Below are 26,094 nucleotides of genomic sequence, written 5' to 3'. Positions count from 1 at the left end.
CAGCGCGTCAAGCTGCATTCCAGCACGGGTGAGCAGCACGCCGAGGGTGCGCATGCCTGATCTCGAAGCAAGACGCTCGCCTGCAGACGGCGCGGCCTGTGCCCATCGCGGTCTGTCGCTTGCAAACGGGTTCCGGACGAGCGGCCTGCGTCGAGCTGGCCGCTCGCTAGCTGCTGACAGCCACGTTAAAGACTCAGCTGCTCCAGCGAAACGCCGTCGGCATCCACGTGCAGTACCGAGCCTTGTTCGTACCAGTCGCCCAGCACGATGCGGGTGCAGGTCTGGCCGCCGGCCTGCAGGGTGTGGATCGCAGGGCGATGGGTATGGCCATGGATCAGACGGTCCAGGCCATAGCGCACGAAGGTGGTTTCCACCTCGGCCGGGGTGACATCGGTGACGGTCTCGAAGCGCGACTGGTCGCCCTGCTTGAGTTCTGCATGACGCGCCTGGCTGGCAGCGCGTGCCTGCTGCGCGAAGGCGACCCGCGCGGCCAGCGGCTGCGCCAGGAACTGCGCCTGGAAGACCGGATCGCGCGTCTGTGCACGGAACGCCTGGTAGGCGGTGTCGTCGGTACACAGCAGGTCGCCATGCATCAGCAGGGTCGGGTGTCCGTACAAGTCGACTACCGTGGGATCGGGCAGGATGCGGAAGCCCGCGCGTTGCGCGTATGCCTCGCCCACCAGGAAGTCGCGATTGCCCGGCATGAAGAACACCGGCACGCCGCTATCGGCGACAGCGTGCAGCGCCACGGCCACCGCATCGGCAGCGGTCGATGGCGTGTCATCGCCGATCCAGGCTTCGAACAGATCGCCGAGGATGTAGAGCGCGTCGCTGCCGGGCACCTGCGTGCGCAGGAAGTCCAGAAACAGCTCGGTGATCGCCGGCCGGGCCGGATCCAGGTGCAGGTCGGAAATGAACAGGGTCGTCATTGCGCCATTGTACGGCGGGAGCGCGGGACGGGAATCGCGAATGGGGAATCGCGAATGGGGAATCGGGAATCGCTGGAGCGTTGCATCGCGGCGCGAGCGCCAGGTGAACGGCCGGCTGGGCGACGAGGGGCCTCGGCTTGGTCAGGCAAGCACGGCGATGGCAGATCTCACGCTTTAGCCGAGCAGCGCCGGCACTCCCCACAGCGACAGACTGGCCAGCACCACGCCGATCGCCGTGGCAGCCAGCACATCGCTGGGATAGTGCAGGCCCAGCACCACGCGCGACAGCGCCACGCCGGCCGAGAACGGCACCAGCAGGGGCGCCAGCCACGGGTAGTAGGCCAGTGCCACGATGCTGAAGGACACCGCATGCAAGGTGTGGCCGGACGGAAAACTGAACTCGTCCAGCGGTGCCACCCAGGCGCGGATGCGCACATCGGCCGCATACGGGCGCGGTCGCCGCGTCCAGCGTTTGAGTGACTTGTACAAGGTCAGCGCCAGCACACCGGTGGCGGCCATGTGCGCAGATGCGCGGACGCCGTCCATGCCGTCGGCCAGCACCAGCAAACCCATCAGGCTGTACCAGAACACGCCATCGCCGAGCCGGCTGATGGTGGCGAATGCGCGCCGCACCGGGTGGCGACGGCACCAGTGATTGGCGCGTCGGCACCAGCGCGCTTCGTGACCGCGCAGGAGCTCAAGCCGCGTTGCGGACATAACGCCCCCGTGTCGCGGTGATGCCCATCAGCAAGGCCTCGAAGTCGGACACCACATTGTCCGGATGCAGTTTCTTCATCGCCTGTGCGGCCGCAGCCCCCAGGCGCTGGCGCAGCGCGTCGTCGTCGGTGAGTGCGACGGCAGCCTGGATAAACGCCTCGTCGGTATCGACCGCCGCACCGCTGTGGCCGGTGCGCAGATACTCGCGCGCGGCGCCGTAGTCGAAGGCGACCGTGGCCACACCGCTGGCCATCGCTTCCAGGGTCACGTTGCCGAAGGTCTCGCTGCGGCTGGGGAACAGAAACAGATCGCCGCTGGCGAAGTGACGTGCCAGTGCCGCGCCGCGCTGGATGCCGCAGAAGATGAAGTCCGGATTCTCGTGCGCGATCTTTTCGCGTGCCGGGCCATCGCCTACCCAGACGAAGCGTGCCTTCGGACGGATCTGCTGCAACGTGCGGAAGGCGCGGATCGCCAACGGCAGATTCTTTTCGTTGGCGATGCGCCCGACATAGATCGCGGCGAAGCCTTCGCCTTCGATGCCCCATTCGGCACGCAGGGCCGGATCGCGTCGGGCCGGATCGAACTGCTGGCTGTCCACCGCGCGCGCCAGCAGTTGCACCCGCTCGAAGCCGCCGTCGTGCAGGAACTGCTGCAGCTCGCGCGTGGGCACCAGTGTGGCCTCGGCCTGATTATGGAAGCGGCGCATCCAGCGCAACGCGGTGCCCTGCAGCCAGGCGGCACCGTAGTCGGGCAAGTACTCGTCGAACCGCGTGTGGAAGCCGGTGGCGACCGGGATGCCCAGTCGGCGTGCCGCACGCATCGCCGACCAGCCCAAGGGGCCTTCCGTGGCCACATAGACCGCATCCGGTTGCGTGATCTGCCAATGACGCACGAGGCGTTGTGTTGCCGGTAGCCCGAATTTCAGCCCCGGATAGCGCGGCAGCGATGCACCGCGCACCAGCAGGGCCGTGGCCGCATCCGTATCGCCGCTCTGCCGTGGACGCACCACGTCCACCTGGTGTCCGCGTGCGCGCAGGCCGGTCTCCAGCCCGTGCACGGTCAGCGCAACACCGTTGACTTCAGGGGGATAGGTTTCGGTAACGATCGCGTAGCGCATGCCCGTTCTCCGGTTTTCGCTAGCTTCCGGGAGGGCGATGGCATGGATGTTGCGGCCACAAGTCGCGGCGGTGACAGTGGAGCCGGGAATGGGGAATGGGGAATGGGGAATGGGGAATGGGGAATGGGGAATCGCAAAAGCAGCGTGCTGCAGTCATTCAGCGCAATCGCCACCGGTCATAAACTTCTCAGAGCCCCGTGGTCGACTATTCCCGAATCCCCATTCCCTATTCCCGCCTGAAGCCGCAGGCCTCAGGTCACAAACGGTTTGAACGCGATCCCCAGCCCGGCCATGCTTTCGACTTCGCCGATCAGGTCGGCACGCAGCAGCGGGCGCGAGTCGATCCAGCTTTGCGACAGGATCAATGACAGGCGCGTGTCATCGGCGGTGAGTTCCAGGGTCGGAATCGGGTCGGATTCGTGTGCGCGGTGCAGCAGCACCGCCAGCCGCAGCAGTGCGGCCTTGCGTCGGGTCGGCAGCAACAAACGATCCGGCAGCGCCTCGAACGCGGTCTTGGGCACGTTGCGGCGGTGCGTGCGCACCAGCGACGCAAGCACCTGCTGTTCCTGCCGCGAGAAACCGGCGATATCCGAATGCTCCAGGATGTAGCTGCCGTGCACGTGATACTGGCTGTGCGCGATGATCAGCCCCAGCTCGTGCAGGCGCGCGGCACGGCGCAACACCTGCGCATCGTCGCCATCCAGTTGCCAGGATTCGCAGACCTGATCGAACAGGCGGCATGCGGTGGCTTCCACACGCTGGGCCTGCACTTCGTCGATCCCGTAGCGCTGCACCAACGAGGCCACCGAGCTGTCGCGCGGGTCGTTCTCGCCGCCGCGGCCGAGCATGTCGTAGAGGATGCCTTCGCGCATCGCCGCCTTGCTGACCATCAGCTTCTCCAGCCCCAGGGCCTGGAACGCCGCTTCCAGCACCAGAATGCCGCCGGCGATGATCGGCCGGCGTTCGGCAGCCAGGCCGGGCAACTGGATATCCTCGATGCGCTTGGCCTTGAGCAGTTCATCGCGCAGCGCCGGCAGCGCCTCGGCAGTGATCGCGCCCTTGGTGAGCTTCATCGCTGCACAGATCTCGCCGATGGCCTTGTGCGTGCCGGACGAGCCGATCGCCTCATGCCAGCCCAGCGCCTTGTACTGATTGGCGAACTGCTGGAACTCGGCGCCGATCTCGGTCAGCGCATCCTTCCATTTCTTCTTCGACAGTTTGCCGCCGGGAAAGAAGCGCCGCGTGCTGGCGATGCAGCCAGCCTGCAGGGACTCGCGTTCCAGGGTCTGGAACCCGCGGCCGATGATGAACTCGGTCGAGCCGCCGCCGATGTCGATCACCAGCCGGCGCTGATCGGGCTTGGGCGGCTGCGCATGTGCAACGCCCAGATAGATCAGGCGTGCTTCCTCGCGGCCGCTGACCACTTCGATCGCATGCCCGAGCGCGGTTTCGGCCGGCATCAGAAATGCCTGCGGCGAGCGCAGCTGACGCACCGTGTTGGTGGCCAGCGCGCGCACGCGCAACGACGGCACTTCGCGGATGCGCTGGCCGAAGCGCGCCAGACATTCGAGCGCGCGCTGGCGCGCTTCGTTGGAAATGCCACCTTTGCCATCCAGGCCGTCGGCCATGCGCACAGTTTCGCGCAGGCGATCGACCACACGCAGCTGACCCATCAGGTAGCGCGCAATGACCATGTGGAAACTGTTGGACCCTAAGTCAATGGCAGCGAGAAAATCGCCATCGCGCAGGGGCGGTATCGTGGGGGAGGGCATTGGCATGGGCGCATGGTAGCCGATGGGCCGTTGGCCCCGTGAGGGGCCGCGCCCGCGCCGCTTTCAGATCCGCTCGAGCAAGGTCATCTGCGCCGAATGTGCCGGCTCGCCAGGGCCTGGCATGCGCTTGTGGTAGACGCCTTCGGCATCCAGTTCCCAGGCGTTGACGTTGTCGTCCAGGTAATTCTGCAGCACTTCGCGATAGACGCGCTTGGCCAGATCCGGATCCAGGATCGGGAAGCAGGTCTCCACGCGGCGCAGCAGATTGCGTTCCAGCCAGTCGGCGCTGGCGCAGTACAGCTCTGCCGCGCCATCGTTGCCGAACCAGTACACGCGGCTGTGTTCCAGGAAGCGTCCCACGATCGAGCGCACGCGGATATTGTCGGAGACGCCGGGCACGCCCGGCCGCAGCGTGCAGGCACCGCGCACGATCAGATCGATCCGCACACCGGCCTGCGAGGCGGTATACAGCGCACGCACGACCTGCGGCTCATTGAGGGCATTCATCTTGGCGATGATGCGGCCCGGGCGGCCATTGCGGGCCAGCCGCGTTTCGCGCTCGATCCGCTTCAACACGCCGGCGTGCAGGGTGAAGGGCGACTGCAGCAACTGCTCCAGCTTCATGCGCGGGGCCAGCCCGGACAATTGCTGGAACAGCATGTGCACATCGTTGCCGATTTCCACATCCGCGGTGATCAGGCTGATGTCGGTATACAGTCGTGCGGTGCCGCTGTGGTAGTTGCCGGTGCCCAGGTGCACATAGCGTTTGAGCTTGCGTCCCTCGCGGCGCACGATCAGCAGCATCTTGGCGTGCGTCTTGAAGCCGACCACGCCGTACACCACCTGCACGCCGGCTTCCTGCAGCTTGTCGGCCAGGCCCAGGTTGGCCTCTTCGTCGAAGCGCGCGCGCAGCTCCACCACCACCGTGACGTCCTTGCCGTTGCGCGCGGCCAGGATCAGCGCATCGACAATCAACGAGTCCTTGCCGGTGCGGTACAGCGTCTGCTTGATCGCCAGCACGTTCGGGTCGACCGCGGCCTGGCGGATCACGTCCAGCACCGCGGTGAATGCATCGAAGGGGTGATGCAGCAACACATCGCCCTTGTTGACGATCTCGAAGATGCCGTCGTTGTCGCGCAAGGTGCGCGGATTGAACAACGGATACTTCAGTTCGGGGCGCTGCACCAGATCGTAGACCTGGGTGACGCGGCTCAGGTTGACCGGCCCGACGATGCGGTACACCGCGTTTTCGTTCAGGCCGAAGTTCTGCAGCAGGGTGCGCATGATCGGCGCCGGGCAGTCGTGCGCGATCTCCAGACGCACCGCCGGGCGATAGCCGCGCGTGACCAGCTCATCGCGCAAGGCCAGCGCCAGGTTCTCGACCTCTTCCTCGTCCACCACCAACTCGGAGTTGCGGGTGACGCGGAACTGATACGAGCCCTTGACCTGCATGCCCGGGAACAGCTCGTCGACGAACTCGGACAGCACCGAGGACAGGAACACGAAGCTCTGCGCGCCCTCCGGCGACAGGCTCGCCGGCAGCTGGATGATGCGTGGCAACGAGCGCGGCGCACGCACGATGGCCAGATGACCGGCGCGCCCGAAGGCATCCTGGCCCTCCAGCACCACCACGATGTTCAAGGTCTTGTTGAGGATCTTCGGAAACGGATGCGCCGGGTCCAGGCCCAGCGGCGACAGCACCGGCATGATCTCGTTGCGGAAATAGGCCCGCAGCCAGCGCTTCTGACGCGAATTCCAGGTCGAGCGCCCAAGTACCGCCACGCCGGCCGTCTCCATCGCCGGGCGCAGCACCTCGTTCCACACGTGGTACTGCTGCTCGACCAATTTGGCCGCGCGGTCGTGCACCGCGTTGAGGATGGCCGTCGGGCTTAATCCATCCGGTGCCGGCGGCAGGCCGAATTCCTGCGCATGCCGCACGGTGGCCGCGCGGATTTCGAAGAACTCATCCAGATTGGTGCAGGAAATGCAAAGGAAGCGCAGCCGTTCCAGCAGCGGCACCTGGTCGTCCATCGCCTGCGCCAGCACCCGGAAGTTGAAGTCCAGCTGCGACAGTTCCCGGTTGATGTACAGCGACGGATCGCGCAGCGGATCGGTGGCGACGTCTTCGGAAGGGGTGATGTCGTGCAAGTGTTTGGCGTGGCCCATGGAATCGGTCATCAAGACGGAGATGGTGTGCGGCGTGACAGCGCGCCGGTCGCAGCGCAGGCAATGCAGCGCGTCCGGCGCGCGGGCATCGCACCGCGTTGCGGCGCGCACCCCTTACATATCACGCCGAACGTGACAGTGGCAGGGACTGATCGCGCTGTACGACGCGCGCAGCGACAAAATGGCATGAGAATTCGCTGCCGCGTCCGACTTCGCTTTCGATTTCCAGGCGCGCCTGGTGCAGTCCCAGGATGTGCTTGACGATCGACAGCCCCAGCCCGGTGCCGCCGCTCTCGCGCGAGCGGCTGCTGGACACGCGATAGAAGCGCTCGGTGATGCGCGGCAGATGAGAGGCGGGAATGCCGTAGCCGGTGTCGCGTACCGCCAGGGCTGCGCCGTCGCCCTCGCGCACGAAGCGGATCGTCACCCTGCCGCCGCCGGGCGTGTAGCGCACCGCATTGGTGACCAGGTTGGAGAAGGCGCTGTGCAGTTCCTTGTTGGAGCCGAGCAGGTCCACGCCGGCCTCGTCGAACACTTCCACCGTATGGCGGCCCTGGCTGTGCGCTTCGGCCTCGCGACGCAGGGTCGACAGCATCGGCGCCATCGCCACGTGTTCCTCGCCGAGTTCTTCCTGCGATTCCAGCCGCGACAGCGTCAGCAGATCCTCGACCAGCTGCGCCATGCGCTGCGATTGCTTGCGCATCTCGGCCAGCATCGGGCCCGAATCGGGAAAGTCTTCCGGGTCGAGCATGTCCAGGTAGCCATGCACCACCGTCAATGGCGTGCGCAGTTCGTGCGAGACGTTGGCCACGAAGTCGCGGCGCACCTGCTCCAGCCGCAGCAGCTTGCTGACATCGCGCGCCACCAGCAGCCAGTAATCGTCGGAGTAGGGGATCAGGCGCAGGTTCAGGCGCAGATCCGGATCCACCGGCGAGGCGGCGTCGAGCATGGGTTCGGCATTGCGGCCGGCCGCCAGCCAGTGCGCCAACGGCAACGGCTGCAACCGCTCCACCACCGACACGCCCATGTCGCCCGGATGATGCAGGCCCAGCAGGCCACCCGCGGCCCGGTTGAACCACTGCACGCGCTGGCTGTTGCGATCCACCACCACCACCGCATCCGGCAACGCCTGTGCGGCGGCGCGGTAGGTCCGCAGCATTTCGATCAGGCGACGCTTGCGCCCGCGCATCTCGGCCTGGCTGCGATACAGCAGGCGGTCCAGTTCGTTCCATGCACCGATCCCGGCGGCGGGTTCGGCGCGCTGCCGGGCGGTCAGGCGGCGCAGCACCTGGCGCAGCCGCCAGTAATGCCAGGCCAGCACGCCCAGGGCAGTCAGCGTCAATGCCATCCACACATGCTCGATCAGCACGCCGACCAGCACGGCAGCACCCAACAGCAGCGCGAGGGTGCCGAGCGTCTTGAGCCAGGCGGAACGGATATGTTGAGGCATGGAAGGCGTTACCACGGAGCGTCAGATGGGCGTGCGAGCAGGCCGGCCTGTGCGGCCGACCGGCTGTGCGGCAACCACTAGGTTGCCGAAGAGAAACGGTAGCCCGAGCCACGCACGGTCTGCACCATGTTTTCCAGGCCGAACGGTTCCAGCGTCTTGCGCAGGCGGCGGATATGCACGTCGATGGTGCGCTCTTCCACGTATACGCTGCCGCCCCAGACATGATCCAGCAGCTGGGTGCGCGTGTACACGCGCTCGGGATGTGTCATGAAAAAGTGCAGCAGGCGGTATTCGGTCGGGCCGATCGGCACCGGCGCGTCGCCGGCGAACACCCGGTGCGCGGCGCCGTCGATGCGCAGGCGGCCCACCGACACGCTGCCGTCTTCGTCGTCCTCGCGGGTGCGGCGCATCACCGCACGGATGCGCGCCAGCAACTCGCGCGCCGAGAACGGCTTGACCACGTAATCGTCGACCCCGGCTTCCAGGCCACCGACGCGGTCGTTCTCTTCGCCGCGCGCGGTCAGCATGATGATCGGAATCTCGCGGGTCAGCTGTTCCTTGCGCCAGCGCCGTGCCAGATCCAGCCCGCTGGTGCCTGGCAACATCCAGTCCAGCAGGATCAGGTCCGGCACGCGGTCGGCGATGGCGGTCTGCGCCTCGCGGGCATCGCCGGCATGGATGGGTTCGAACTCGCCTTTGCGCAGCGCGAACGCCACCATGTCGCGAATCGCGGGTTCGTCATCGACGATCAGAATGCGTTTTTGCACGCGGGGCTTACCGTCTGGCTTTGGTGATCGCCAGTAGACTACGGTTTTGTGACTTTAATGTGACATGCCCGGTGACTGCGCCCTTGACAACAGCGGCCTGCACCGGTGGCGGGCGCAGTGCGGGACGCCTCGGCGCACGCCGGTATGACCGTTGCGCCCATTGTCACAACCGCTAGCGGGTCGACAGATCCGGGTCGCGAATCCCTTGCCGGCGCAGCTCCAGCACGGTTGGCGTGATCGCCGCGATGCGTGCATCCACCCGTGCGCGTGTCACATAGTCGAGATCTTTCTTCTTCAGCGCTTCCAGCTGGATCAGGGCCTGTTCCGCGCGTCCATTCAAATACGCGGATTCGGCATAGGCCTCGCTGGCGCGCAGATGGTCGCCGGACAGCTCGCAGGCGCGTGCGTAGGTCTGTTGCAACAAGGGATCGTCGCTACTGCGATGCAGCAGCGGTTCCAGCACCTGACGCGCGCGCTGGCCGGACTCCTTGCTGGCCTGCTCGTTGAGCGCGCCGGCATAGGTCAGCGCCACCGCGCGGTTGTTCGGCAGTTGCTTGAGCAGCGCGTCGAAGCGCGCATTGGCCACCTCGCGCTGGCCCACCCGCGCCTGCGCTTCGCTCAGGCCCAGCGTCAGCCACAAATTATCCGGATGCGCCTCCAGCAGGCTGGTCAGTTCGGCCACCGGCTCGCTCGGCCGGCCGCCGCTGTTGCGCAGGCGCGCCAATGCCAGTCCGTAGCGCTGGGCATCGGTCAGGCCGTGCTTGGCGCTGCGGCGCAGGGTCTCGTATTCGCGGATGGCCGCATCCGGCGTGGTCGCACTGAGCACGCGCAGGCGCTCCTTGGCCCAGTCGAAGTTCTGCTGGTCGCCGCCGCGGCTCAGTGCATCCACCGGCAGCCGCAGCGCATACGGCAGCAGTGCGTTGCCGTTGCGGCTCAGCGGTTCGGACAGCGACGGGTCGGCCGGGTCCACCCGTTCCTGGCGCGTTCCGCCCGGCACCGAGGTGGTCAGCACCACGGTGTTCTTCTTCATCTGCTCGGCGCGGGCCTTGGCCTCGCTGATGCGCGTGACCGTGACCGGGTGGGTCTGCAGGAAATCCGGTGCGCTGTAGCCGCCCTCGTTGGCGCGCATCGCCACCGACATGCGTTCGAAGAAGCCGGCCATCGCATCCACGTCGTAGCCGCTGCGCACCAGCGTGCGGATGCCCAGCCGGTCGGCCTCCGATTCGTTGGAGCGGGTGTAGTCGATCTGGCGCTGCTGCATCAGCCCCATCGCGCTGGTGATGCCGGCCATGGTGGCATCGCCCTTGGAATTGCCGCCGGCCTGTTGCGCGGCGACCACTGCTGCCAGCATGCCCAGCAGGATCGGGATCTGGTCGCGCTGCGCCCGCTCCACCCCACGCAGCACGTGCTGCTGGGTGACGTGGGCGATTTCGTGCGACAGCACCGCGGCCACTTCGTCCTCGCGCTCGGCGGTCAACACCAGCCCCGCATTGACCGCGATATAGCCGCCCAGCGTGGCAAAGGCGTTGATCTGGCGGTCGCGCAGCATGAAGAACGTAAACGGCTGTTGCGGCTGGTCGCTGTTGGCGCCGAGCCGGGTCCCCATGGTCTGCAGCCAGTCGGTGATCAGCGGGTCGTCCAGCACGTAGTCGTAGTTGCGCAACTCGGCCAGCATCATCTTGCCGTACTCGGCCTGGCGCGCCGGGGTCAGCAGCTCGCCGGCGGACGATCCGATGTCGGGCAGGCGGTTTTCCTGCGCGGGTGCTACGCCCATGACAACGGCCAGCGTGAGGGCAGTGGCGAGCGGTAGCAGGCGCAAGTGGAACTCCCAGGTAATGCGCGGAGCATGCGGGCAGCACGGCGCGATGGCGTGAATCATCGGTTAATCCACAGTGTTGCGGTGACGACATGGAAATTCCAGTCGCCCGGTACCATTGTCAGACCTCAGACCAACCGCGGAGTTTCCCGTGAGCCAAGACCCCAATGTGCAGGATGCGGCCGCCGGCCCGCAGATCACCCTGTATTCCTCTGCGATCTGCCCGTACTGCGTGGCGGCCAAGAACTTCCTCAAGAGCAAGGGCCGGACCTGGACCGAGGTGCGCATCGACCTGGACCCGGCCGAGCGCAACAAGATGGTCGCGCTGGCCAAGCGCACTAGCGTGCCGCAGATCTTCGTCGGCGACGTCCATGTGGGCGGCTACGACGACATGATGGCCATGCACCGGGCCGGCAAGCTCGAACCGTTGCTGGCCGGCACTGCAGGCGGCCAGGCATGAGTGAGCATGAGGCCAGCAGCGACGACCGTCTGCGCGAGTTCACCGAATTTCGCCAGCGTATGAACCAGCGCATCCTGGCCGAGCCGAACCAGGTGGTGCGCCGGTTCTTCGCGCTGGACACCCAGACCTACCAGGCCGGCGCGCTGGACGTGAAAACCAAGGAACTGCTCGGCCTGGTCGCCTCGATGGTACTGCGCTGCGACGACTGCATCAGCTACCACGTCGCCCAGTGCAAGGAGGCCGGCGTGACCCGCGAAGAGTTCTTCGAGACCTTCTCGGTCGGCCTGGTGGTCGGCGGCTCCATCGTCATCCCGCATCTGCGCCGGGCGGTGGATTTCCTCGACCAGCTCGAGGGCGGCGCCCAGGCACCGGCGCAGCATGCGCACGATTGATGTGTCGAGCGGGAGTCGGGAGTGGTGATTCGGGATTCGTAAAAGCGGGCGCGCGCGTGCTGCCCTAGTCGGCGGCACAGACTTTGTGCGCTCTGGTTGTCCGGTGCCGGCCGTAGGCTAGGGCGGTGCGTCCAGAGCGCCTCCACACGCTGGGTCCTGGTGCGCCTGGAGGCTGCGGGCGCGCACTGCGGTTGTCTGATGCCACTGACTGCACCGGGTTTCCGCAGCAGTCATCCGGGCCGCTCTTAGACCAAGGTCGGTTTGGGCGCCTTCACCGGCATCGGGCATAATTGCCTGTGAAACCTCCTTGCGCCGCTCTGCCGGGTATTGCGGCTGGCGCTCCCCCCTTCAAGTTCGGAAACCCAACGTTATGACGCAGACAATCACGGTCATCCGCGGCGACGGTATTGGCCCGGAGATCATGGATGCCACGCTGTTCGTGCTCGACGCGCTGCAGGCTGGCCTGACCTACGAGTACGCCGACGCTGGCCTGGTCGCGCTGGAAAAGCACGGCGATCTGCTGCCTGAGTCCACCCTGGCCTCGATCACCAAGAACAAGGTGGCACTGAAGAGCCCGCTGACCACGCCGGTCGGCGAGGGCTTCAGCTCGATCAACGTGGCCATGCGTCGCAAGTTCGACCTGTATGCCAACGTGCGTCCGGCCAAGTCGTTCCCCAACACCAAGTCGCGTTTCGCCGATGGCGTGGACCTGATCACGGTGCGCGAAAACACCGAGGGTGCCTACCTGAGCGAAGGCCAGACCGTGTCCGAGGATGGCGAGACCGCGTTCTCCGGCGCCCGCGTCACCCGCAAGGGCTCCGAGCGCATCGTGCGCTACGCCTTTGACCTGGCGCGCGCCACCGGCCGCAAGAAGGTCACCGCGGTGCACAAGGCCAACATCATCAAGTCGACCTCGGGCCTGTTCCTGAAGGTGGCACGCGACGTGGCCGCGCAGTACCCGGAAATCGAGTTCCAGGAAATGATCGTCGACAACACCTGCATGCAGCTGGTGATGCGTCCGGAACAGTTCGACATCATCGTGACCACCAACCTGTTCGGCGACATCATCTCCGACCTCTGTGCCGGCCTGGTCGGCGGCCTGGGCCTGGCCCCGGGCGCCAACATCGGTGTGGACGCGGCGATCTTCGAAGCCGTGCACGGCTCGGCGCCGGACATCGCAGGGCAGGGCAAGGCCAACCCGTGCGCATTGCTGCTGGGTGCCGCGCAGATGCTGGACCACATCGGTCAGCCGCAGAACGCCGAGCGCCTGCGCGAAGCGATCGTGGCCACCCTGGAAGCTAAGGATGCGCTGACCCCCGACCTGGGCGGCACCGGCAACACCATGGGCTTCGCCAAGGCCATCGCCAGCCGCCTCTGAGCGCGCCGGTAGGTCGCACAAGAGAAAGGGCGCCGACGGCGCCCTTTCTTTGTTGGAAGCGGGTTGCTTGAAGCCAGTGTCACGCCATCAGGCGAAGGGGTCGCTGTTGCGATTCCCCACTCCCGATTCTCCACTCAGTTTCGCGACTGCAGCTTCGACAGCAAGCGCAGGAACTCGATGTACAGCCACACCAGCGTCACCATCAGGCCGAACGCGCCATACCACTCCATGTGCTTGGGAGCGCCGTGCTCGACGCCGCTTTCGATGAAGTCGAAGTCCAGCACCAGGTTCAGCGCGGCCACCACGACCACGAACAGGCTGAAGCCGATCCCGATCAGGCCAGAGTCGTGGATGAAGGGAATGCGCACGCCGAAAAAGCCCAGCACGATGGTCGCCAGATACACCAGCGCAATGCCGCCGGTGGCCGCCACCACGCCCAGCTTGAAGTTCTCGGTGGCCTTGATCATGCCGCTGCGATAGGCAAACAGCAGCGCGAACATGGTGCCGAAGGTCAGCAACACCGCCTGGAACACGATGCCGTTGAAACGCGCCTCGTACACCGCCGAGATCGAACCCAGGAAGAAGCCTTCCACCAGCGCATACAGCGGCGCGGTGACCGGGGCCCAGGTCGGCTTGAAGCTGGTCGCCAGTGCGAACACCAGCCCGCCGATCGCGCCGGCGATCATGTACAGGCGTGCTGCCGGTAGCGGCATGCCATCGGCGCCGATCGATTGCGACCAGGCGAAGGCGGCAGTGAGTACCGCCATCAGCAACAGCAGGCCGGTCTTGTTGACGGTACCGTTGAGGGTCATCGCCTGACCGTCGCGCGTGACCACCGCGCCGGAGCCCAGGTCGAGGAAGGTGGATTCCCGAAGGGCGGGATTGCCGCTACGCATGCGTGTTCTCCATGAAATGTAGGTGCCTGCCGACTTGGCGAGCGATGGTGCGAGGATACCGGATCGTCCAATTTACACAGAGTGATTGACAGCAAGGCCAATCATTCCCAAAATAGCCGACCTTTCCAGCCTTCGGGATTGAAAGGTCCCGCCGGGGTATAGCGCAGTCTGGTAGCGCGCCTGCTTTGGGAGCAGGATGTCGGGGGTTCGAATCCCTCTACCCCGACCATTCCCAGCTCTTGACGGCGTGGGAATGCGAAGTTCGGTCCGGGCGCCCGTAGCTCAACCGGATAGAGCACCGGCCTTCTAAGCCGGCGGTTACAGGTTCGAGTCCTGTCGGGCGCGCCATCGGCGGTGCGGTAGGAAGTAGGTTTCAGTGGTGGCTGTAGCTCAGCTGGTTAGAGTACTGGATTGTGATTCCAGATGTCGGGGGTTCGAGTCCCCTCAGCCACCCCACTGATTGCTGGAAAAGTTGGACCCGATGCATCGCGGGGTGTTGCAACGAAGCAAAAACGCACATACAATGTGCGACCAGTTTCAGGGCCGTTAGCTCAGTTGGTAGAGCAGTTGACTCTTAATCAATAGGTCCAAGGTTCGAATCCTTGACGGCCCACCAAACAAAAGCACTTAGGCAGCAGCCTAGGTGCTTTTCTTTTTGTGCTGAGGAAAGAGATGGCGCAGGGAATTGGCTGCCGCGTTGTTGTCGTCTCGGTCGGCGGCCGCACGAGCGCGGTGTGCATCTCGGCCCGGTGTGATGCCTTGCCTGCGGCGTCAGGTGCGCCATCGCACTGGCCGCCCACGCGCGGACGAGCGAACGCGAATGAGGGCTGATGTGTCTGGAGTAGTGCGGCATTCGGTCCTGGGCCAGGTCGGCGTCTTCGCGATCGTCGGTCCTCCGCTGGGTGGGCTGCTGGGCCTGGTGCGGTGGAGCCGGCTCGATCTCCAGGCTGTGTTGTCGATCGTCGTCTGGTCGTATGGCCTGGTGTTGCCGGTGATTGCCTGCGCTGCCGCGGGATGGCTATGTGCGCGCACCTGCGCCTGGCTGTATCGCGGGCGCCGGCCCAACCTGCTGGCCCACGTTGGCATCGGTGCGTTGAGCGGTCTGCTTTCGGGCGGGGTGATGGTGCTGCTGCTGGCGATCATCGGTGGCTGGTCGATGATGTCCGATCGTGCGGTGATGCTGACGCTGCTGCAGTGCGGGCTGGCGGCGGGCAGTGCCTGCGCCGTGCTTGTCTGGCTGATGTGGTCGCGCCTGACAGTGTCGCCCCAGGCCGCGGGATAGGCCGCCGGGCAGCATCCATCAGTATGCGCAGGACGACGTTCCCTGTTGCGTCGGACGGCGCTTTCGATACCCCTGCTGGTGATGCGATGCAATGCGCAAAGCGGCTGCAGGCGTGGCAGCCGTGGTCGCCTTACGGCGATGCAGCGGGCGTGGGCGCCTGGCTCTGCTGCATGCGCGGAAATGCCAGCGTAAAACACGCGCCCTGGCCGGGTGCCGAGGTCACTTCGACAAAGCCGCCCGCCTGACAGACCGCGCTGTACACCTGCGCCAGTCCCAGGCCCGCGCCTTTGTCGGCATCCTTGGTGGTGAAATACGCTTCGAACAGATGCGCCTGCACGTGTGCATCCATGCCATGGCCGTTGTCGGCCACGGCAATGGTGACGTAGCGCCCGGCCGGCCTGGCCAGGTTGGCCTGTTCTTCAGCGACCACGGTGTCGCCCGTCTCCACGCGGATGACGTCGCCACGTTGGCAGGCATCGCGGGAGTTGATCACCAGGTTCAAGATGGCACGTTCCACCGTGTGGCGATCGACCATGGCGCAGCATCCACCTTCGGCGGTGCGCACCTGCAACTGCAGATCGGCACCGACCACCTGTTCAAGCAATGGGCCGAGCTGTTGGGTCAAGGCAGCCAGGTCCACCGATTCGGGGCTGTACGGATACTGCCGCGAAAACCCGACCAGGCGCTGTGCCATGACCGAGCCATGTTGAAGTGCCGCGTCGGCCACGCTCAACAGCTTGGTGTCGTGCGCATCGATCCTGGCGCGCTGTACCACCAGCTCGATGGCCGAGGTTGCTGCCTGTAGCACGTTGTTCAAATCGTGCACCACGCCGGCCAGCAGTTGTCCCACCGCCTCGCCTTTTTGCGCCTGCTCGGAAATCTTTTCGGCAGCGCTCTGCGCGGCGCGCGCAATGTCCAGATCGCCTTCGATGCGCTCTTGCAGGTCGCGCAGGCTGTGCAGTTCGCTCGATAGCGAATGTTCGCGCGCGCGCGCCAGTCGCAGCACGCCGCTGGAAAATGCGCGCTCTGCGGTCAGGGTTGAATCCAGTGTGCGAAAGGCGGTCTCCAGCGCCCGGCGGTCGGAGATGTTCCTGCTCACCGCCAGGATCGCTTCGACCTTGCCAAGCGCATCGAACAGCGGGCTGGTGACGACCTGCCAGATCTGGCGCACGCCGGCGAAGTTCACGCTGGCGGCCTCGAATTCCTGGATCGAACCGGCGCGGGAGCCGGCGATGGCCGCATCTACCAGCTCGGCTGCCTCCGGCGGCCACAGGTCGCGCCAGGGCCGCGCGATCAGCTGATCCTGGTGGCTGGCGCGCAGTTCGGTCAGGCCATTGATGTTGATGGCCGTAATCCGCCCGTCGAGGTCGATCTCCTTGATGCAGTCGCGGGACAGCGCCACGATCTGCCGATAGCGATCTCTCATCGCGATGACTGCCTCTCACTGGTGTTAACGGAATTTTAGCGAATGCCAGCTTTACCCAGCGCTAGCGGGCGGAAGCAAGGTACGCCAGTGCGCGCCGAGTTGCATGATGAATGTGTTTATCGTCGGCGCGTCGGATTCAGGGTCAACCGCGCTCGCGCTGTCCGTCCAGGCGCGCAGGATGCAAGCCGTGGGCGATATTCAGCGGCGTCGTTGCTCCCGCGATGCTTTTTCTTTCCCGGCATCCCTGCAACAATGGCCGGGCAGGAGCAGCATCGCGAAAGTGGCGGAATTGGTAGACGCACCAGATTTAGGTTCTGACGCCGCAAGGCGTGGGGGTTCGAGTCCCCCCTTTCGCACCAATGCAGTGCGGCCGTGCGTGTTCCGGCCGCTTCCCGCCGCAGGCCTGGGGTCTTTCCATTGCGCGGCGCGGTGACGCGTATTCCGCTGGCAGCGGCCGCCGTTATCGGCGAAACTACAAGGCTCGGCGGCTTTCTCGCCATCCGTCAACCCGCATCTTCCATCTCGTGCCGACGCTTGTGCAGTCGGTGGCAGGAGTCAACATGCAAGCATCGATCGAATCCACCGGCAATCTGGAACGCCGCCTGACCTTCACCCTGCCGCAGGAGCGCCTGGAGACGCATGTCGGTGGCCGCCTGCGCGAACTTGCGCGCACCACGCGCATCAAGGGTTTCCGTCCTGGCAAGGTGCCCACCAAGGTCATCGAGCAGCGCTTCGGTCAGCAGGTGCGTGCCGAGGCGATGGAAGGCCTGCTGCGTGAGACCTTCGACTCGGCAGTGCGCGAGCATTCGCTGCGTCTGGCCGGCAATCCGCGCATCGATCAGGGCGAGAGCGATTTCGACTTCGTCGCCACCTTCGAAGTGGTGCCGGATTTCGGCGATATCGACGTGGCCAAGCTGTCGGTGGTGCGCCATACCGCCGACGTGACCGATGCCGACATCGATCAGATGATCGAGAACCTGCGTCTGCAGCGCCGCACCTGGAACCCGGTCGAGCGCGGCGCGCAGGTCGGTGACCTGGTGGCGCTGGAGACCTGGTCGCAGGCCGGCGACGAGCGTCTGCCTGCCGAGGGCGTGGAGACCGGCAGCAGCGTGCTGGGCTCGGGCGTGATGTTCGACCAGATCGAAAAGGGCCTGGAAGGTCTGGCCAAGGGCGAAGACAAGACCCTGACCATCGATTTCCCGGCCGAGTGGCGCGTGCCGCAGTTGGCCGGCAAGACCGTGCAGGTACACGTCAAGGCGGTCGAGGTCTCCGAGCCGGTGTTGCCGGTGGTGGACAAGGAGTTCATCAAGAGCTTCGGCGTGAAGAGTGGCGATGCCGAGCAGTTCCGCGCCGACATCCGCACCAACCTGGAGCGCGAGCTCAAGGGTGCGCTGATGAACCGTCTGCGTCGCGAAGTGGGCGAGCAGCTGATCGCCGCCTATGCGCACGTGGAAATGCCGCCGCGTCTGGTCGAGAACGAGGCCCGTTCGATGCTGGCACAGCAGGTCGAGCAGGTCCGCCGCAGTGGCCGCAACCCGGGCGAGATCCCGGCCGATGCCCACCAGGGTTTCATGGATGCGGCCGCCAAGCGCGTACTGGTCGGTCTGCTGGTGGGCGAGGTGGCCCGTCGCAACGAACTGCGTCTGGAATCCAAGCGTGTCAGCGAAACGCTGCGTCTGATCGCCTCGACCTACGAAGAGCCGGAACAGGTCATTGAGATGTACCGCAACGACCCCCAACTGATGAGTGGACTGCAGAGCCGTGTCATGGAAGAGCAGGTGATCGACTGGATCGCCGAGCGCGCCCAGCACACCGAGCAGCCGCTGTCGTTCCAGGACGCCATTCGGGTCTAAGGTAAACGACCGCGTGACACCAACCCGCATCCCGATGGCTGGGATGCGGATGTCAAACCCGGGCATCGGCGCAAGCCGCTGCCACTACAGGAAGACTGATGAGCATTGTGACCAAAGCCCTGAACCTGGTGCCGATGGTGGTCGAACAGACCAGCCGCGGCGAGCGTGCGTATGACATCTACTCGCGTCTGCTGAAGGAGCGTCTGATCTTCCTGGTCGGTCCGATCGACGACCACATGGCCAACGTGATCGTGGCCCAGTTGCTGTTCCTGGAAGCGGACAACCCGGAAAAGGACATCAGCATCTACATCAATTCGCCAGGCGGCGTGGTCACTGCCGGCATGGCGATCTACGACACCATGCAGTACATCAAGCCGGACGTGAGCACCATCTGCGTCGGCCAGGCCGCCTCGATGGGCGCGCTGCTGCTGGCATCGGGTGCGGCCGGCAAGCGCTATGCGCTGCCGAATTCGCGCGTGATGATCCACCAGCCGCTGGGCGGCTTCCAGGGCCAGGCCACCGATATCGACATCCATGCGCGCGAGATCCTGACCTTGCGTTCGCGCTTGAACGAGATTCTGGCCAAGCACACCGGTCAATCCCTGGAGACCATTGCGCGCGACACCGAGCGCGACAACTTCAAGAGCGCGGTCGATGCGCAGGCCTATGGCTTGGTCGACCAGGTGCTGGAACGCCGTCCGGAAGAGTCGATTCAGCCGTCTTGATCGCCAGATTGCTGAAATTGCAGGAAAAACGGCAGGGTCGGGCTGGGCGGATGTCCTCCCGACCCTGTGCTATTCTCGAAATCGAACCCCCGTGCATCGGGTGGGGTAACTGGGTAACAGAAGCATGAGCGAAGACCGCCAAGGTCGTTCCGGCGACAGCAACAAGATTCTCTACTGCTCGTTCTGCGGTAAGAGTCAGCATGAAGTCCGCAAGCTGATTGCCGGTCCCAGCGTATTCATCTGCGATGAGTGCGTTGAGCTGTGCAACGACATCATCCGCGAGGAACTCGAAGAGAAGGCGCAGTCGGCACGCTCCAGCCTGCCCAAGCCGCGCGAAATCCTCGAGGTGCTGGATCAGTACGTGATCGGGCAGTTGCGCGCCAAGCGCACGCTCGCCGTGGCGGTGTACAACCACTACAAGCGTATCGAGAGCCGCAGCCGGAACGATGACGTCGAGCTGGCGAAGTCCAACATCCTGCTGGTCGGCCCGACCGGTTCGGGCAAGACGCTGCTGGCCGAAACGCTGGCGCGGCTGCTCAATGTGCCGTTCACGATCGCCGATGCCACCACGTTGACCGAAGCCGGCTATGTCGGCGAGGACGTGGAAAACATCATCCAGAAGCTGCTGCAGAAGTGCGACTACGACGTCGAGAAGGCCCAACAGGGCATCGTCTACATCGATGAAATCGACAAGATCTCGCGCAAGAGCGAGAACCCGTCGATCACCCGCGACGTGTCCGGCGAAGGCGTGCAGCAGGCGCTGTTGAAGCTGATCGAAGGCACGGTGGCCTCGGTGCCGCCGCAGGGCGGTCGCAAGCATCCGCAGCAGGAATTCCTGCAGGTCGACACCAAGAACATCCTGTTCATCTGCGGCGGCGCATTCGCCGGCCTGGACAAGGTGATTCAGCAGCGCTCCAACGATGCCGGCGGCATTGGCTTCGGTGCCAAGGTCAAGAGCAGCGAGCGCAAGCAGGAAGTCGGCAAGATCCTGGCTGAGGTCGAGCCGGAAGATCTGATCAAGTTCGGCCTGATTCCCGAGTTCGTCGGCCGCCTGCCGGTGGTCGCCACGCTTGAGGAACTGGACGAGCCGGCACTCATCAAGATCCTGACCGAGCCCAAGAACGCCATCACCAAGCAGTTCAAGAAGCTGTTCGACATGGAAGGTGTGGAGCTGGAGTTCCGCCCGGACGCCCTGTCTGCAATCGCCAAGAAGGCGCTCAAGCGCAAGACCGGCGCGCGTGGTCTGCGCACCATCGTCGAATCGGTGCTGCTGGACACGATGTACGAGCTTCCCTCGCAGGAAAATGTCAGCAAGGTGGTGGTGGACGAGTCGGTGATCGAGCACAAGTCCGAGCCGTACCTGATCTACCAGGCGCAACCGGCTCCGGCCAAGGCCGCATCCGGCGATTGAGTCCCTGAGGCTGCTTCGCCGGGCCCCGGCCTCGCTCGCGGATAAAGGGTTTCCGAACGCTACTTGCAACACCTCGCCGATGGCCCCATAACGGGGCCATCGGCTTTTTTTACGCCCCAAAACCCCCATTCCTGCGGAGCGCCCCATGGCCCAGTCCCAACCAGAAGTTCTCGATCTGCCGGTGTTGCCGCTGCGCGACGTGGTGGTGTTTCCGCACATGGTGATTCCGCTGTTCGTCGGCCGTGACAAGTCGATGCGCGCGCTGGAAAAAGCCATGGAAGCGGACAAGCGCATCCTGCTGGTCGCGCAGAAGTCGGCCGAAACCGACGACCCGACCGCCAGCGACCTCTATACCGTCGGCACGCTCGCGCAGGTGCTGCAGTTGCTCAAGCTGCCCGACGGCACCATCAAGGTGCTGGTCGAAGGTCTGTCGCGGGTCACTGTCGACAAGGTCGTCGAGCTGGATGGCGCACTGCAGGGTCAGGGCATCGAGATCGAAGCCAGCGATGCGCGTGAGCCGCGCGAGGTGGAGGCCATCGCGCGTTCGCTGATGTCGCTGTTCGAGCAATACGTCAAGACCAATCGCAAGCTGCCGCCGGAGTTGCTGCAGACCCTGGCCGGCATCGACGAGCCGGGCCGTCTGGCCGATACCATCGCCGCGCACATCGGCGTGCGCCTGGCCGACAAGCAACGCCTGCTGGAAATCACCGAGATCGGCGAGCGGCTGGAGCTGCTGGTCGGGCTGGTGGACGGCGAGATCGATGTGCAGCAGCTGGAAAAGCGCATCCGCGGCCGCGTCAAGTCGCAGATGGAAAAGAGCCAGCGCGAGTACTACCTCAACGAGCAGATGAAGGCGATCCAGAAGGAGCTGGGCGATCTGGATGATGCGCCGGGCGAGATGGAAGAACTTGCGCGCAAGATCGCCGAGGCGGGCATGCCCAAGCCGGTCGAGACCAAGGCCAAGGCCGAGCTCAACAAACTCAAGCAGATGTCGCCGATGTCCGCGGAAGCCGCAGTAGTGCGCAACTATCTGGACTGGCTGCTGGGCGTGCCATGGAAGAAGCGCACCAAGGTCCGCAAGGACCTGAAGGTCGCAGAGGACACGCTGGATGCCGACCACTATGGCCTGGACAAGGTCAAGGAGCGCATCCTCGAGTACTTGGCCGTGCAGTCGCGCGTGAAGCAGATGAAGGGGCCGATCCTGTGCCTGGTCGGGCCGCCGGGCGTGGGCAAGACCTCGCTCGGCCAGTCGATCGCCAAGGCGACCAACCGCAAGTTCGTGCGCATGAGCCTGGGCGGTATCCGCGACGAGGCCGAGATCCGTGGCCATCGCCGGACCTACGTCGGTTCGATGCCCGGCCGCCTGGTGCAGAACCTCAACAAGGTCGGCAGCAAGAACCCGCTGTTCCTGCTGGACGAGATCGACAAGATGTCGATGGACTTCCGCGGCGACCCGTCGTCGGCGTTGTTGGAGGTGCTCGATCCGGAGCAGAACAACTCCTTCAACGACCATTACCTGGAAGTAGATCTGGACCTGTCGGAGGTGATGTTCGTCGCCACCTCCAACTCGCTCAATATTCCGGGGCCGTTGCTGGACCGCATGGAAGTGATCCGCATCCCCGGTTACACCGAGGATGAGAAGCTCAACATCGCCATGCGCTACCTGGTGCCCAAGCAGATCAAGGCCAACGGCTTGAAGCCGGAAGAGATCGAGATCGGCGCCGATGCGATCCAGGACATCGTGCGTTACTACACGCGCGAATCCGGCGTGCGTAACCTTGAGCGCGAAGTCGCCAAGATCTGCCGCAAGGTGGTCAAGGAAATCGCGCTCGCCGGTCCGCAGCCAGCCGCCAAGAAGGTGCCTGCCAAGAAGGGCAAGCCCAAGGCGCTGGTCACGGTCAACTCGAAGAACCTCGACAAGTACCTGGGTGTGCGTCGCTTCGATTTCGGCCGTGCCGAAGAGGAGAACGAAATTGGCCTGGTGACCGGCCTGGCCTGGACCGAGGTGGGCGGCGAGCTGCTGCAGGTCGAGTCCACACTGGTGCCGGGCAAGGGCAATTTGATCCTGACCGGCCAGCTTGGCAACGTCATGAAGGAATCGGCATCGGCCGCGTTGTCGGTGGTGCGTTCGCGCGCCGAGCGACTCGGCATCGATGTGGATTTCCTGCAGAAGCAGGACGTGCACGTGCACGTGCCCGACGGCGCAACACCGAAGGATGGCCCGAGTGCCGGTATCGCGATGGTGACCTCGCTGGTGTCGGTGTTGACCAAGGTGCCGATCCGCGCCGATGTGGCGATGACCGGCGAGATCACCTTGCGCGGTCGCGTGTCGGCCATTGGCGGCTTGAAGGAGAAGTTGCTGGCCGCATTGCGTGGCGGCATCCGCACCGTGCTGATCCCTGACGAAAATCGCAAGGATCTTGCCGACATCCCGGCCAACGTCACGCGCGATCTGGAGATCGTGCCGGTCAAGTGGATCGACGAAGTGCTGGACCTTGCATTGGAACGTCCGCTGGCACCGAAGAAGGCGGGCAAGGAAAAGGCCCGCAAGACCGCCTCGCGGGTTGCGGTTCGCGGTAAGTCACGCACTACTCCGGGTACCCGCGTCAAGCATTAAAACCGCTTGTCTAAACCCAGGCAAAACAAGCCAAAACCCGCGTCGTTATTGGGTTTTGGCTTGCGTGCGGTTGGGGGCGCTGGTATAAATGCACGACTCGTGGGCGCGGCAAATTGTGATGCGTCACGCGATACCACTTGTGTCGGGTTCTTCGCTAACGGCAAGAGCGCCGATTGTCGATTCCGCGGCATCTGCCGCAAAGGGAGTTCCAAGAATGAATAAAACCGAATTGATCGATGGCGTTGCCGCTGCCGCTGACATCTCCAAGGCTGAGGCCGGCCGTGCTGTTGACGCGGTTGTGAGCGAAATCACCAAGGCGCTGAAGAAGGGCGATGCCGTCACCCTAGTTGGCTTTGGCACCTTCCAGGTCCGCGCGCGCGCTGAGCGTACCGGCCGTAATCCGAAGACCGGCGACAGCATCAAGATCGCTGCTTCGAAGAATCCTGCGTTCAAGGCTGGCAAAGCCCTGAAGGATGCAGTAAACTAATCGACTCGCTAGGGTGCTTAGCTCAGCGGTAGAGCGTCTCCCTTACACGGAGAGGGTCGGGGGTTCGAAACCCTCAGCACCCACCATTAAGCACCAGGCAAATGTTTCAAGCGCGGAGCGGTAGTTCAGCTGGTTAGAATGCTGGCCTGTCACGCCGGAGGTCGCGGGTTCGAGTCCCGTCCGCTCCGCCAGTTATACAAAGCCCTCGGCCCAGTGCCGGGGGCTTTTTTTTGCGGCCATAGCGGTCATTGCGCGCCGAAAGTCTTACCGAACCGGCTGCGTTGCGGGATTGGGCTGGGTGCCCGGCGTCAGGCGCGTTACACTGCGCGGCTCGCCCACAGGCCGTGATTTGCCAATGCTGCAGAAACTTCGCGACAAGACGTCAGGCTGGATCGCTACCGCCATCCTGGGGTTGCTGATGATTCCGTTCCTGTTCGTCATCGACAACAGCTACCTCGGCGGCATTGGCGCCAATAACGTGGCCAAGGTACAGGCGCCACCGACGTGGTGGAAATCGGCACCGTCCTGGTGGCCGGTCTCGCTGCTGTTGCAACACCATGAAATCAGTACGCAGGATTTCCGTGCACGCTTCGAGCAGGCGCGCATGCAGGAGCGGCAGCGCCAGGGCGAGAATTTCGATCCGCGCACGTTCGAATCCCGCGAAAACAAATTGCAGGTGCTCGACCAACTGGTCGACGAGCAAGTCGTGCGTCTGGGTGCCGAAGACGCCGGCATCGTGATCGGCGATGCGACAGTGCGCGATTACATCACCGGTATTCAGGCGTTCCAGGTCGATGGCAAATTCAGCCCTGACCAGTACCGCGCGGCCCTTGCGCAAGGCACGCCGCCGCGCACGCCGGCGCAGTTCGATGCGTTGGTGCGCGACAGCTTGCAGCAGTCGGTGATTCCGCAGGCGATTGCCGAGTCGGGCTTTGCGACCAAGGCCGAGTTCGAGCGCTTGCTCAAGCTGATGGGCGAAACGCGCGACGTGGAGCTGGCAATGCTGCCGCCACCGGCTGCCGATACCGCACCGGTCAGCGATGTGCAGATCAAGCAATGGTATGACGGGCATACGCAGGATTTCCGTCAGCCGGAGACGGTGACGATCGAGTATGTCGAACTCGATGCCGCCAAGTTGCCGCCGGCAACTGCCGCTGACGAAGCGACGCTGCGCAAGCGTTATGACGAAGAGAAGGCGCGCTTTGTCGAGCCGGATCAGCGCCTGGCATCGCACATCCTGATCAGCGCCGGCAGCGATCCCGCCGCACAGAAGGCCGCTGAGGAAAAGGCCGCCAAATTGGCTGCACAAGCCAAGCAGCCGGGCGCCGATTTCGCCGCGTTGGCCAAGGCCAATTCGCAGGATCCCGGTTCCAAGGGTGCCGGTGGTGATCTGGGCTGGGTCGAGAAGGGCACGATGGTCAAGCCATTCGAAGACGCCTTGTTCGCGATGAAGGCTGGCGAGGTGGTCGGCCCGATCAAGAGCGAGTTCGGCTATCACGTGATCCAGCTGCGCGAGGTCAAGGGCGGCCAGGGCAAGTCGTTCGAGCAGGTGCGCGATCAGCTCGCCGCCGAGCAGCTCAAGGCCGATGCCGACAAGGCGTTTGCGGATGTGAGCGGCAAGCTGGTGGATCAGGTCTACAAGAATCCCACCGCGCTGGAGCCGGCAGCCAAGCAGGTCGGTCTGCCGGTGCAGACGCTGGGCCCGTTCTCGCGCGCCAATGCCAGCGGTATCGCAGCCAATCCGGCGGTGCTGCGTTCGGCGTTCTCCGAGACGCTGGTACAGGACGGCACGGTGAGCGATCCGATCACCATCGGGCCGAACCACAGCGTGGTGTTGCGCGTGACCAATCACACCGCCGAGGCGGCCCTGCCGCTGGACAAGGTGCGCGACAAGGTGATCGCGGCGGTCCACGCAGACCGCACCGAGAAGGCGGCAGCGGCGGCTGCCGACGCCTTGCTGGCACGTGTGCAGAAAGGCGAGACCTTGAAGGCGCTGGCCGTCAGCGAGAAGTTGCAGGTGCAGCCGATCCCGGGCTTGCCGCGTACCGCGCCGATTCCGACTCCGGCGGCAAATCGCGCCATCTTCAGTGCGCCGCGTCCGACCGACGGCAAGCCATCGGTGGGCAAGGTGGAGCTGGATGGCGGGCGCTTTGCGGTGTTCGTCATCAGCAAGGCGACCCCGGGCGACCTGAAGCAGATGCCAGCCGAGCAGCAGGCCATGCTGCGCGAGCAGCTGAGCCAGATCGACGGCAACAATGCAGCGCAGGCCTACGTCAAGGAAATGCGCAAGCGCTACAAGATCCAGATCGAAGAGGCGCAGCTGTAACAGCTGTTTTCGACTGGTGGAGAGAGAGCCCGGGTAACCGGGCTTTTTCTTTGGCCGGGGCTGCGGGCAGGTGCAGCTTTCCGTTTGGGGGATCCGGCCGTTCGGCC

The 26,094-nt window shown here is 64.7% G+C and carries 20 protein-coding genes and 7 tRNA genes; 17 read left to right on the top strand and 10 right to left on the bottom strand.

The genetic code is table 11. The features are described 5' to 3' along the window. Positions 1 to 185: 185 nt before the first annotated feature. From lpxH to LL972_RS02385, 8 genes are all read right to left on the bottom strand, one after another. Positions 186 to 929: a UDP-2,3-diacylglucosamine diphosphatase gene (gene lpxH, locus LL972_RS02420; protein WP_104582295.1), complete on the bottom strand. Its 744-nt coding sequence runs from the start codon at positions 927 to 929 to the stop codon at positions 186 to 188. 174 nt (positions 930 to 1,103) lie between these two features. Continuing rightward, a complete protein-coding gene (locus LL972_RS02415) occupies positions 1,104 to 1,646 on the bottom strand; it encodes a phosphatase PAP2 family protein (RefSeq protein WP_228326252.1) in 543 nt (180 codons plus the stop codon). Then, positions 1,627 to 2,763, bottom strand: a complete 1,137-nt coding sequence (locus tag LL972_RS02410; RefSeq protein WP_228326251.1) for a glycosyltransferase family 4 protein — start codon at positions 2,761 to 2,763, stop codon at positions 1,627 to 1,629. The genes LL972_RS02415 and LL972_RS02410 overlap by 20 nt, the downstream gene beginning before the upstream one ends. A 251-nt stretch (positions 2,764 to 3,014) precedes the next feature. Continuing rightward, the gene (gene ppx, locus LL972_RS02405; RefSeq protein ID WP_228326315.1) at positions 3,015 to 4,535 is read right to left on the bottom strand and encodes an exopolyphosphatase; all 1,521 of its coding nucleotides are present in this window, start codon (positions 4,533 to 4,535) and stop codon (positions 3,015 to 3,017) included. Positions 4,536 to 4,598: 63 nt separating this feature from the next. Then, a complete protein-coding gene (ppk1, locus tag LL972_RS02400) occupies positions 4,599 to 6,701 on the bottom strand; it encodes a polyphosphate kinase 1 (protein WP_228326314.1) in 2,103 nt (700 codons plus the stop codon). Positions 6,702 to 6,822: 121 nt separating this feature from the next. Further along, on the bottom strand, positions 6,823 to 8,151 hold the full coding sequence (phoR, locus tag LL972_RS02395; protein ID WP_228326250.1) for a phosphate regulon sensor histidine kinase PhoR: 1,329 nt from the start codon (positions 8,149 to 8,151) through the stop codon (positions 6,823 to 6,825). Between the two features lie 77 nt (positions 8,152 to 8,228). After that, complete coding sequence (gene phoB, locus LL972_RS02390; protein WP_104582300.1) at positions 8,229 to 8,918, bottom strand: phosphate regulon transcriptional regulator PhoB; 690 nt, start codon at positions 8,916 to 8,918, stop codon at positions 8,229 to 8,231. 172 nt (positions 8,919 to 9,090) lie between these two features. Beyond that, positions 9,091 to 10,797: a M48 family metalloprotease gene (locus LL972_RS02385; RefSeq protein ID WP_228326249.1), complete on the bottom strand. Its 1,707-nt coding sequence runs from the start codon at positions 10,795 to 10,797 to the stop codon at positions 9,091 to 9,093. A gap of 88 nt (positions 10,798 to 10,885) precedes the next feature. On the opposite strand from LL972_RS02385, the gene grxC reads away from it, so the two are divergent. The 3 genes from grxC (at position 10,886) to LL972_RS02370 (ending at position 12,964) form a co-directional block, all read left to right on the top strand. Next, positions 10,886 to 11,194 carry a glutaredoxin 3 gene (grxC, locus tag LL972_RS02380; protein ID WP_104582301.1) on the top strand — a complete coding sequence of 103 codons (309 nt, stop codon included), beginning with the start codon at positions 10,886 to 10,888 and terminating at the stop codon, positions 11,192 to 11,194. Next, positions 11,191 to 11,586: a carboxymuconolactone decarboxylase family protein gene (locus LL972_RS02375; RefSeq protein WP_228326248.1), complete on the top strand. Its 396-nt coding sequence runs from the start codon at positions 11,191 to 11,193 to the stop codon at positions 11,584 to 11,586. The genes grxC and LL972_RS02375 overlap by 4 nt, the downstream gene beginning before the upstream one ends. A gap of 370 nt (positions 11,587 to 11,956) precedes the next feature. Continuing rightward, positions 11,957 to 12,964, top strand: a complete 1,008-nt coding sequence (locus tag LL972_RS02370) for an isocitrate dehydrogenase (RefSeq protein WP_104532882.1) — start codon at positions 11,957 to 11,959, stop codon at positions 12,962 to 12,964. A gap of 134 nt (positions 12,965 to 13,098) precedes the next feature. Here LL972_RS02370 and LL972_RS02365 read toward each other — a convergent pair whose 3' ends face one another. Continuing rightward, the gene (locus LL972_RS02365; RefSeq protein ID WP_104582303.1) at positions 13,099 to 13,860 is read right to left on the bottom strand and encodes a Bax inhibitor-1/YccA family protein; all 762 of its coding nucleotides are present in this window, start codon (positions 13,858 to 13,860) and stop codon (positions 13,099 to 13,101) included. Between the two features lie 152 nt (positions 13,861 to 14,012). Between LL972_RS02365 and LL972_RS02360 the strand changes: the two genes are divergently transcribed. The 5 genes from LL972_RS02360 (at position 14,013) to LL972_RS02340 (ending at position 15,142) form a co-directional block, all read left to right on the top strand. Then, positions 14,013 to 14,089, top strand: a tRNA-Pro gene (locus LL972_RS02360). Between the two features lie 42 nt (positions 14,090 to 14,131). Beyond that, positions 14,132 to 14,208, top strand: a tRNA-Arg gene (locus LL972_RS02355). Between the two features lie 31 nt (positions 14,209 to 14,239). Continuing rightward, a tRNA-His gene (locus LL972_RS02350) sits at positions 14,240 to 14,316 on the top strand. 84 nt (positions 14,317 to 14,400) lie between these two features. Then, a tRNA-Lys gene (locus LL972_RS02345) sits at positions 14,401 to 14,476 on the top strand. A gap of 216 nt (positions 14,477 to 14,692) precedes the next feature. Continuing rightward, positions 14,693 to 15,142 carry a hypothetical protein gene (locus tag LL972_RS02340; protein ID WP_228326247.1) on the top strand — a complete coding sequence of 150 codons (450 nt, stop codon included), beginning with the start codon at positions 14,693 to 14,695 and terminating at the stop codon, positions 15,140 to 15,142. A gap of 130 nt (positions 15,143 to 15,272) precedes the next feature. Here LL972_RS02340 and LL972_RS02335 read toward each other — a convergent pair whose 3' ends face one another. Beyond that, on the bottom strand, positions 15,273 to 16,568 hold the full coding sequence (locus LL972_RS02335; RefSeq protein ID WP_228326246.1) for a PAS domain-containing sensor histidine kinase: 1,296 nt from the start codon (positions 16,566 to 16,568) through the stop codon (positions 15,273 to 15,275). A 274-nt stretch (positions 16,569 to 16,842) separates the two neighbouring features. On the opposite strand from LL972_RS02335, the gene LL972_RS02330 reads away from it, so the two are divergent. The 9 genes from LL972_RS02330 to LL972_RS02290 all read left to right on the top strand — a co-directional run bounded on the left by LL972_RS02330 (position 16,843) and on the right by LL972_RS02290 (position 25,987). Next, positions 16,843 to 16,927, top strand: a tRNA-Leu gene (locus tag LL972_RS02330). A 201-nt stretch (positions 16,928 to 17,128) separates the two neighbouring features. Further along, on the top strand, positions 17,129 to 18,421 hold the full coding sequence (tig, locus tag LL972_RS02325) for a trigger factor (RefSeq protein ID WP_228326245.1): 1,293 nt from the start codon (positions 17,129 to 17,131) through the stop codon (positions 18,419 to 18,421). 98 nt (positions 18,422 to 18,519) lie between these two features. Continuing rightward, positions 18,520 to 19,146, top strand: a complete 627-nt coding sequence (gene clpP / locus LL972_RS02320; protein WP_002806026.1) for an ATP-dependent Clp endopeptidase proteolytic subunit ClpP — start codon at positions 18,520 to 18,522, stop codon at positions 19,144 to 19,146. Positions 19,147 to 19,270: 124 nt separating this feature from the next. After that, a complete protein-coding gene (clpX, locus tag LL972_RS02315; protein ID WP_104582306.1) occupies positions 19,271 to 20,557 on the top strand; it encodes an ATP-dependent Clp protease ATP-binding subunit ClpX in 1,287 nt (428 codons plus the stop codon). A gap of 145 nt (positions 20,558 to 20,702) precedes the next feature. Beyond that, positions 20,703 to 23,174 (top strand): endopeptidase La, encoded by a 2,472-nt coding sequence (lon, locus tag LL972_RS02310; protein ID WP_228326244.1) that lies wholly within the window; start codon positions 20,703 to 20,705, stop codon positions 23,172 to 23,174. A gap of 214 nt (positions 23,175 to 23,388) precedes the next feature. Continuing rightward, complete coding sequence (locus LL972_RS02305) at positions 23,389 to 23,661, top strand: HU family DNA-binding protein (protein WP_024938423.1); 273 nt, start codon at positions 23,389 to 23,391, stop codon at positions 23,659 to 23,661. 11 nt (positions 23,662 to 23,672) lie between these two features. Continuing rightward, positions 23,673 to 23,747, top strand: a tRNA-Val gene (locus LL972_RS02300). A 28-nt stretch (positions 23,748 to 23,775) separates the two neighbouring features. Then, positions 23,776 to 23,852: transfer RNA gene (locus LL972_RS02295), tRNA-Asp, on the top strand. A 164-nt stretch (positions 23,853 to 24,016) separates the two neighbouring features. Beyond that, complete coding sequence (locus LL972_RS02290) at positions 24,017 to 25,987, top strand: peptidylprolyl isomerase (protein WP_228326243.1); 1,971 nt, start codon at positions 24,017 to 24,019, stop codon at positions 25,985 to 25,987. Positions 25,988 to 26,094 lie beyond the last annotated feature (107 nt).

The organism is Xanthomonas campestris pv. asclepiadis, from assembly GCF_020784175.1.
Taxonomy (GTDB): domain Bacteria; phylum Pseudomonadota; class Gammaproteobacteria; order Xanthomonadales; family Xanthomonadaceae; genus Xanthomonas; species Xanthomonas campestris_D.
This window is presented reverse-complemented; position numbering and strand designations above follow the sequence as displayed.